Source organism: Saccharothrix sp. CCNWYY140, from assembly GCF_037401995.1.
In the GTDB taxonomy this organism is placed as follows: Bacteria; Actinomycetota; Actinomycetes; order Mycobacteriales; family Pseudonocardiaceae; genus Actinosynnema.
In genome coordinates this window covers 1-8,135 of record NZ_JBBEGC010000206.1, presented here as the reverse complement: position 1 = coordinate 8,135, position 8,135 = coordinate 1, and the positions used below count along the sequence as shown (strand labels likewise).

The 8,135-nt window shown below is 70.8% G+C and carries 8 protein-coding genes; 4 read left to right on the top strand and 4 right to left on the bottom strand.

Annotation, left to right across the window (positions count from 1 at the left end):
- Positions 1 to 93: 93 nt before the first annotated feature.
- Positions 94 to 933, top strand: coding sequence for a carbohydrate kinase family protein (locus WBN91_RS38180; protein WP_337729180.1), 840 nt, complete (start codon positions 94 to 96; stop codon positions 931 to 933).
- A gap of 4 nt (positions 934 to 937) precedes the next feature.
- Here the strand turns inward: WBN91_RS38180 and WBN91_RS38175 are convergent, their stop codons facing one another.
- The 3 genes from WBN91_RS38175 to deoC are packed head-to-tail and all read right to left on the bottom strand — an operon-like array spanning position 938 to position 4,189.
- On the bottom strand, positions 938 to 1,801 hold the full coding sequence (locus WBN91_RS38175) for an aldehyde dehydrogenase family protein (RefSeq protein ID WP_337729179.1): 864 nt from the start codon (positions 1,799 to 1,801) through the stop codon (positions 938 to 940).
- Complete coding sequence (locus tag WBN91_RS38170) at positions 1,794 to 3,227, bottom strand: aldehyde dehydrogenase family protein (RefSeq protein ID WP_121231822.1); 1,434 nt, start codon at positions 3,225 to 3,227, stop codon at positions 1,794 to 1,796. Before WBN91_RS38170 ends, WBN91_RS38175 begins: the two co-directional genes overlap by 8 nt.
- Positions 3,224 to 4,189, bottom strand: coding sequence for a deoxyribose-phosphate aldolase (gene deoC, locus WBN91_RS38165; RefSeq protein ID WP_337729178.1), 966 nt, complete (start codon positions 4,187 to 4,189; stop codon positions 3,224 to 3,226). The genes WBN91_RS38170 and deoC overlap by 4 nt, the downstream gene beginning before the upstream one ends.
- Positions 4,190 to 4,309: 120 nt before the next feature.
- Between deoC and WBN91_RS38160 the strand changes: the two genes are divergently transcribed.
- On the top strand, positions 4,310 to 4,864 hold the full coding sequence (locus WBN91_RS38160) for a cysteine hydrolase family protein (RefSeq protein ID WP_337729177.1): 555 nt from the start codon (positions 4,310 to 4,312) through the stop codon (positions 4,862 to 4,864).
- A gap of 57 nt (positions 4,865 to 4,921) precedes the next feature.
- On the opposite strand, the gene WBN91_RS38155 is transcribed toward WBN91_RS38160, so the two are convergent.
- The gene (locus WBN91_RS38155; RefSeq protein WP_337729176.1) at positions 4,922 to 5,986 is read right to left on the bottom strand and encodes an adenosine deaminase; all 1,065 of its coding nucleotides are present in this window, start codon (positions 5,984 to 5,986) and stop codon (positions 4,922 to 4,924) included.
- 434 nt (positions 5,987 to 6,420) lie between these two features.
- Here WBN91_RS38155 and WBN91_RS38150 point away from each other — a divergent pair, with 434 nt between their 5' ends.
- Positions 6,421 to 7,752 (top strand): hypothetical protein, encoded by a 1,332-nt coding sequence (locus tag WBN91_RS38150; protein ID WP_337729175.1) that lies wholly within the window; start codon positions 6,421 to 6,423, stop codon positions 7,750 to 7,752.
- Positions 7,753 to 7,822: 70 nt separating this feature from the next.
- Positions 7,823 to 8,135 (top strand): hypothetical protein (locus tag WBN91_RS38145; protein ID WP_443217869.1); only part of this gene is annotated, 313 nt, incomplete at its 3' end.

Below are 8,135 nucleotides of genomic sequence, written 5' to 3'. Positions count from 1 at the left end.
TTCACCCCCCATCGGTGGTCTCCCTGCTAGCTTTTAATCTTGAGAGCGCGCCAGCGCGTTCAGCTTGAGAGCGAAGCACTACTCTTGATCGTCATGCCCAAGGTCTTCGTCGCCGGCCCGGTCTCCTGGAACCGCCTGGTCGTCCTCGACCAGCTGCCCGAACCGCGCCCCCACACCGTCTTCGCCCGAGCCCACCGCACCGTCCTGGGCGGGACGTCCGCCGGCAAGGCCCTCAACCTCGCCCACCTGGGCGCGGAAGTCACCCTGCGCACGGTCATCGGCGACGACGAGGAAGGCCACCTGATCACCGAGGCCCTAACCTCAGCCGGCATCGAAGTGATCGCCGAGCGGGCACCCGCCAGCGAACAGCACCTCAACCTCATGACCCCCGAGGGCGGGCGGCTGTCGATCTACCTCGAACTGCCGTCCCTCACCACCCCGGCGCACGACGAGCGCGCCCTGACCGCGCTGGCCGCCGCCGACGCCGCCGTCATCGACCTAGCCGACCCAGCCCGACCTTTCCTGACCGCAGCACGCGAACGAGGCATCCCAGTGTGGTGCGACGTCCACGACTACGACGGCAAGTCCGAGTTCCAACAGGACTTCGTGGACGCCGCCGATCACCTGTTCCTCAACGACGACGGCATGTCCGAACAGGACCTAATCGCCTTCCTGACCAAGCACGGCCACGCAGTCGCCACTCAGGGCGCCAAAGGCGCGACCGCAGTCATCAACGGCGAAACCCACCACGTAGACGCCGTCCCCGTCCCCAAGATCATCGACACCAACGGCGCCGGCGACGCCTTCTTCTCCGGCTACCTGGTAGCCCACCTGTCCGGCGCAGACACCCCCACAGCCCTGCGCGCAGGCGCCGAACAAGCCGCACTGTGCCTGGGATCCCCCGACCTCGCACCCGCAAGGCCGGGGGCCTAACCCGTCACACCCCGATCGGATGCCAAACCGTCTTCGACTCGACAAACGCGCGAATCCGAGCCAGATCCGGCTCCCGCGTGAAGTCCTCGGACGGACGCGACCGCAACACGCGCTTCACCGTCCCAGCCGCAGCCTGCTCCAAATCCGCCCGCAACGCCTCAGGCGCACCAGTCAGATCAAGCGCGTTCACATCAGCGTGCGACGCCAGCCACGGAGCGATCTCAGCCGTCCGCCCCGTCAGCACGTTGACCACCCCACCCGGCAGGTCGGAGGTGGCAAGCACCTCGGACAACGTCACCGCGGGCAGCGGACGGTCCTGGGAAGTCACCACGACCGCCGTGTTCCCCGCCGCGACCACCGGCGCCACCACGCTGATCAGCCCCAGCAGCGACGACTGCTGGGGCGCCAGCACCGCCACCACCCCGGTCGGCTCCGGCACGGAGAAGGAGAAATACGGCCCGGCCACCGGGTTCGACGCGCCCAGCACGGTGGCGATCTTGTCGGTCCACCCGGCGTACCAGACCCACCGGTCGATCGCCGCGTCCACCAGCGCCTGCGCCTTCTTCACGGCCACGCCCTCGGCCGCGCCGACCTCGGCGATGAACTGCTCGCGCCGGCCCTCCAGCACCTCCGCCACCCGGTACAGCACCTGGCCGCGGTTGTACGCGGTCGCGCCGGACCAGCCCGGGAAGGCCTTGCGGGCGGCGGCCACCGCGTCCCGGGCGTCCTTGCGGGACCCCTGGGCCGCGTTGGCCAGGAACGCGCCCTTGGTGTCGGTCACCGGGTAGGAACGGCCCGACTCCGAGCGCGGGAACGCGCCGCCGATGTAGAGCTTGTAGGTCTTGGCCACGGAAATCCGCTCAGACATCGAGGTACGCCTCCAGCCCCGTGCGACCGCCCTCGCGGCCGAAGCCCGACTCCTGGTAGCCGCCGAACGGGGCGGTGGGGTCGAAGCGGTTGAACGTGTTGGCCCACACCACGCCGGCGCGCATCTTCTGCGCCGCCCACAGGATGCGCGAGCCCTTCTCGGTCCACACACCCGCCGACAGCCCGTACGGCGTGTTGTTCGCCTTGGCCACGGCCTCGTCGGGGGTGCGGAAGGTCAGCACCGACAGCACCGGCCCGAAGATCTCCTCGCGCGCGATCCGCATCGCCTGCGACACGTTGGAGAACACGGTGGGCGCGAAGTAGAAACCCTTGTCCGGCAACGGGCACGACGACGTCCAGCGCTCCGCGCCCTCGGCCTCGCCGGACGCGGTCAGCTCCTGGATCTTCGCCAGCTGCTCGCGCGAGTTGATCGCGCCGATGTCGGTGTTCTTGTCCAGCGGGTCGCCCACGCGCAGCGTCGAGACCCGCACCCGCAGCTTCTCCAGCAGCTCCTCGGCCACGGACTCCTGCACCAGCAGGCGCGACCCGGCGCAGCACACGTGGCCCTGGTTGAAGAAGATGCCGTTGACGATGCCCTCGACGGCCTGGTCCAGCGGTGCGTCGTCGAACACGATGTTCGCCGCCTTGCCGCCCAGCTCCAGCGTGACCTTCTTGCCGGTGCCCGCGAGCTGCCGCTGGATGATCTTGCCGACCTCGGTGGACCCGGTGAACGCCACCTTGTTCACGTCCGGGTGGTTCACCACGGCCGCGCCGATGTCGCCCGCGCCGGGCAGGATGTTGACCACGCCGGGCGGCAGGTCGGCCTGCTGGATGATCTCCGCGAGCACCAGGGCGCTCAACGGGGTCGTCTCGGCCGGCTTGAGCACGACCGTGTTGCCGCACGCCAGCGCCGGCGCGATCTTCCACGCCGCCATCAGCAGCGGGAAGTTCCACGGGATCACCTGGCCGGCCACGCCCAGCGGGCGCGGGTCCGGGCCGAGGCCCGCGTAGGCCAGCTTGTCCGCCCACCCCGCGTGGTAGAAGAAGTGCGCGGCGGCCGTCGGGACGTCCACGTCCCGCGATTCCTTGATGGGCTTGCCGTTGTCCAGCGATTCCAGGACGGCCAGCTCGCGCGCCCGTTCCTGGACCAGGCGGGCGATGCGGAAGATGTACTTGGCGCGTTCCGAGCCGGGCATCTTGCCCCAGACCCGGTCGTAGGCGCGGCGGGCGGCCTTGACGGCCTTGTCCACGTCGGCGGTCGAGGCCGTGGAGACCTCGGCCAGCACCTCCTCGGTGCCCGGGTTGACGGTCTTCAGCGGCTCACCGCCGCCCTCGACGAACTGGCCGTCGACGAACATCCGGTAGTTCGGCTTGAGGTTCGCGATGTCCCGCGACTCGGGCGCGGGCGCGTATTCCCACATGATCAGTCCACCGTCACGTAATCGGGGCCGCTGTAGTGGCCTTCCAACTGGGTGCGCCGCTGCATCAGCAGGTCGTTGAGGAGCGTGGACGCGCCGAACCGGAACAGGTCGGGCGTCAGCCACTCCGGACCGGCGACCTCGTGCACCGCCACCAGGTACTTGATCGCGTCCTTGGTGCTGCGGATGCCGCCCGCGGGCTTCACGCCGCGCAGCTGCCCGGTCTGGGTGTGCCAGTCGCGCACCGCCTGGAGCATCACGTGCGTCACCGGCAGGGTCGCGGCGGGCGTCACCTTGCCGGTGGAGGTCTTGATGAAGTCGCCGCCCGCGAGCAGGGCGAGCCAGGACGCGCGGCGGACGTTGTCGTAGGTCGCCAGTTCGCCGGTCTCCAGGATGACCTTGAGGTGCGCGTCCCCACAGGCGTGCTTGACCTGCACGATCTCGTCGAACACCTGCCCGTAGCGGCCGGACAGGAACGCGCCGCGGTCGATCACCATGTCGATCTCGGTCGCGCCGGCGTCCACCGCGAACGCGGTGTCCTCCAGCTTGACCTTGAGCGTGGACCGCCCGGACGGGAACGCCGTGGCCACCGAGGCCACGTTGATGCCGGTGCCTTCCAGTTCGCCGACCGCGGTCGCGACCATGTCCGGGTAGACGCACACGGCGGCCACCTTCGGCACCTCGGGCCGCTCCGGGTCGGGCCGCCGGGCCTTGGCCGCGAGCGACCGCACCTTGCCGTGGGTGTCCGCGCCTTCCAGCGTGGTCAGGTCCACCATCGAGATCGCGGTGTCGATGGCCCACAGCTTGGCGGCCTTCTTGATGCTGCGCGTGCCCAGACCGGCCGCGCGCTGTTCCACCCCGACCTGGTCGACCCCTGGCAATCCGTGCAGGAAGCGGCGCAGCGAGGCGTCGTCGCGCACCGCGTCCGCGAGCGCCGGCGGCAGCGACGGCGCAGTCGATGTGGCAGCCATGACCCGAGTCTAGGCGGACTGGCACGCCCGTCCTAAGTGAAGACCTTTCCGCTGGTCAGCGGTTTTTGTCGGTGGTCACTCGTACGCTGTGGGCACTCGTTCGTCTTCAGGAGGAGCACCATGACCAGCCTGCCCGACCGACCCAACACCGCCCTACTGGTGATCGACGTGCAGAACGGCGTGGTCGCCTCCGCCCACAACCGCGACGACGTGGTGGCCAACATCCGCACACTCGTGGACCGGGCGCGCGCCGAGGACGTGCCGGTGGTGTGGGTGCAGCACTCCGACGACGACATGCCCAAGGGCAGCGAACAGTGGGAGTACGTGCCGGAACTCGTGCGGAACGACGACGAGCCGCTGGTGCACAAGCTCTACGGCGACTCGTTCGAGGAGACAGACCTGGAGTCCCTCTTGGCCGAGCGGGCGGTGGGCAAGCTCGTCGTGGCCGGCGCCCAGACCGACGCCTGCATCCGCTCCACGCTGCACGGCGCCCTGGTGCGCGGCTACGACGCCACGCTGGTGTCCGACGCCCACACAACGGAGGACCTGAGCCCGTACGGCGCACCGCCGCCGGCCCAGGTCATCGCGCACACCAACCTGTACTGGAAGTACCAGACCGCTCCCGGCCGGCGCGGCGGCACCGTCACCACGGAGGAGGCCACCTTCACAGCCTGACCCGCGGTGGCTGAGCCTCGGTTGGTCACCGAGGCTCAGCCCGCGCTACCAGTGCGACTACGCCTTGAGGGCGGCGTAGCCGGGGTTGATCACGTTCTCGATCAGCGCCTTGCGCTCGTCCAACGGCAGGAAGAGGGCGTCCGCCGCGTCGGCCGTGAACCGGTGCAGGTCGTCCCAGCCGAAGCCGAACTCGTTCACCACGACGCCGAACTCGCCCGTCATCGAGCAGTCGCTCATCAGGCGGTTGTCGGTGTTGACGGTGACCCGGAAGCCGAGGTCCGCCAGCCGCTTGATGGGGTGCTCCGCCAGGGACGCCACGGCGCCGGTCTGGATGTTGGAGGTCGGGCACATCTCCAGGGCGATCCGGCGGTCGCGCACGTAGGCCGCCAGGTGGCCGACCTGGTCGTCCTTGATGTCCTCGGTGATGCGCACGCCGTGGCCGAGCCGCTCGGCGCCGCAGTGCTGCACGGCGCGCCAGATCGACTCGGGGCCGTCCGCCTCGCCGGCGTGGATGGTGAAGTGGGCGTTCTGCTCGCGCAGGTACTCGAACGCGGGCAGCTCGCGGTCGGCCGGGAAGCCCAGCTCGGGGCCGGCGATGTCGAAGCCGACGACACCCTGGTCGCGGTACTTCACCACCAGCTCGGTGATGCGCTGCCACCCGTCGTTCTGGCGCATCGCGCACAGCAGGGTGCCGACCTTGATCCGGTTGCCGGACGCGGCCTCGCCCTGGCGGAAGCCCTCCTGGACGGCCTCGACGGCCTGTTCCAGCGACAGCCCCTTGTCGGTGAACAGCTCGGGGGCGTACCGGATCTCGGCGTAGACGACACCGTCGGCGGCCAGGTCCTGCGCGGCCTCCGAGGCGACCCGGACCAGGGCCGCTTCGTCCTGCATGACACCGCAGGTGTGGGCGAAGCCCTCCAGGTAGCGGACCAGGGAGCCGGAGTTGGCGTTGTCGCGGAACCAGGCGCCCAGGGCGACCGGGTCCGTCGTCGGCAGGCCCTGGTGGCCGGAGGTCTCGGCCAGTTCGATCACCGTCTGGGGGCGGAGGCCACCGTCGAGGTGATCGTGCAGCAGCACCTTCGGCGCGCTGCGCAGGGCCTCCGGGGAAAGCGGGGTTGGCATGCCGGTCACCGTACCCGCGCCCCTGTGACTCCCACCCACACCCGCACACCCGTCGCGACACGCCGCCACCCACCTCCCTCGCCCGATGATCATGTGCGGCTAAGATCACCCCCACGATCACCCCGAGGTCATCCCGAGTGGCGAGAACCACCCGCTCGGATGGCCCGTCCGGTGTTGTGCACTCGTGATGCAGAACTTTCCGCGACCGATCCTCGGACTTGAGTCACCCTCCCGGAGGATCGTCACCGACCGCGTTCACGAGTGCGCCTCCGGTTACCTCCGAGTAGGGTCGGCCTGCGTCACCCGAACGGACTACGGACCCGCAATGAGGCGGCTGTTGCGGCCGGTTCGGGTCCGGGGGGTGGTACAGCCGGGACCCCGACGCGGTTAGGCTCCCGGAGGTCTCCCCTCCCCTGGACGAAGGCATTCAAGCCGTGAACGAGAACAACAACTCCACGATGTCCTTCGATCGGATGCGCAACATGCTGACGCGCGCCGCGGAGATCCGTGAGAGCGAACAGCAGCAGATCTTCGATGCACTGGACGAGATCCACGCGCGGATGTCCCCGCTGGAGTCGCTGGGTTCCGTTCGCAAGCGCCTGTCCGAGCTGCCCGACCGCACCGAGGTCAGCGTGCTGGCCGAGCGCCTGGACGAGGCGCTGGCCAAGCTGGAGGCCCAGGACAACGCCGTGCAGGGCATCGGCCGCGCGGTGGACGGGCTGGTCGACAAGCTGGCCAAGCCGTTCGCCCAGCTCGACGGCCGCCTCGACGGCGTCGCGGGCCGGTTCGAGGGTGTCGCGGGCCGGATGGACGGCCTGGAGGACAAGCTCTCGCACATCCACAAGCGGCTCGACGACCTCGAACTGCACCTGGACAAGCAGGACGGCAAGGTCGAGGCCGTGCCGGGCGCGGTGACCGGTCCCCTGCGGGAGCGGATCGAGGCGCTGGAGGCCGCGCTGCGCGGTCGCCTGGACGAGGTCGACGAGGGCGTGCACGAGCACCTCGACGGCACCCGCGAGGCGCTGGCCCGGTCCGTGGCGGACTCGTCGTCGGCGCTGCACGGCCGCCTGGACGAGACCCGCGACAACCTGAACTCGACGCGCGAGTCCTTCTCGACGTCCCTCCAGCAGACCCGCGAGCAGCTCGCCGGCTCGCTGGCCGAGACCCGCGACTCGCTGGCCGGTTCGGTGGCGGAGACCCGCGACTCGCTCGCCGGTTCCTTGACGGAGACCCGCGACTCGCTGGCGGCGGCGCTGGACGACACCCGCAGCACCGTCCACGGCAAGCTGGACGAGGCCCGCGAGGCGCTGCACGCGGCCCTGGACGAGACCCGCGACCAGGTCGACGCGACCGACCGCCTGGAGGCGCTGGCGCAGCGCCTGGAGCAGGTCACCTCGCGCCTGGACACCATGACCACCCGCCTGGACTCGGTCGAGGACGACTTCGCCGCGCGCCTGGGCGAGCTGACCGGCGTGGTGGAGCAGGGCATCGCGAAGGTCGAGGGCACGCTGTCGTCCCGCCCCGATTCCGACTCGCTCGCGCAGATGGTCCGCAAGAGCAACCAGGAGTCGGAGCTGCGCATCGGCGGCCAGCTCGACGAGGCGATGGCGACCTTCGCGGAACTGATCCTCGGCGGCGGCTCCCCCACCCCGCCCCCGCCGCCCACCGCCCTGCCCCGCCCGCAGCGGCGCACCCGGAAGAACGGCCCGAAGCCGACCGACAACCGCAACGTGGACGACGACGACCTGACCGCCGAAGGCGCCTGACGCCCTCCGCGCGCCGAAAAGGCCCGGCCTCCCTGGGAGGGGAGCGGCCGGGCCTTTCGCGTTCTCACGGGTGTGCCGACGCGGCGACGCGGCGGGACAGGAACGCGCGGCGGCGCGGGCGCAGAGCAGCGCCTCCCAGCGCACGGCGGCGGGCGACGGGCGGGCCTCGCAGCGCATCGCGCGGCGGCGGGCAGCGGGCAGGGCCTCGCAGCGCGGCGGGCAGCGGCGGCGGGGCAGGAACGCGCGGCGGCGGAAGCGCGGGATAAGGGCTCCCGGCACACGGCGGCGGGCAGCGGCGGCGGGGCCTCGCAGCGCATCGCGCGGCGGCAGGCAGCGGCGGCGGCAGGCGGCGGGCGGGGCCTCGCAGCGCATCGCGCGGCGGC

What these genes read in the sequence shown, in the direction of transcription:
- WBN91_RS38175 (WP_337729179.1), bottom strand. Translation starts at nt 1,801, where the DNA reads ATGTCTGAGCGGATTTCCGTGGCCAAGACCTACAAGCTCTACATCGGC.
- WBN91_RS38155 (WP_337729176.1), bottom strand. Translation starts at nt 5,986, where the DNA reads ATGCCAACCCCGCTTTCCCCGGAGGCCCTGCGCAGCGCGCCGAAGGTG.
- deoC (WP_337729178.1), bottom strand. Translation starts at nt 4,189, where the DNA reads ATGGCTGCCACATCGACTGCGCCGTCGCTGCCGCCGGCGCTCGCGGAC.
- WBN91_RS38180 (WP_337729180.1), top strand. Translation starts at nt 94, where the DNA reads ATGCCCAAGGTCTTCGTCGCCGGCCCGGTCTCCTGGAACCGCCTGGTC.
- WBN91_RS38160 (WP_337729177.1), top strand. Translation starts at nt 4,310, where the DNA reads ATGACCAGCCTGCCCGACCGACCCAACACCGCCCTACTGGTGATCGAC.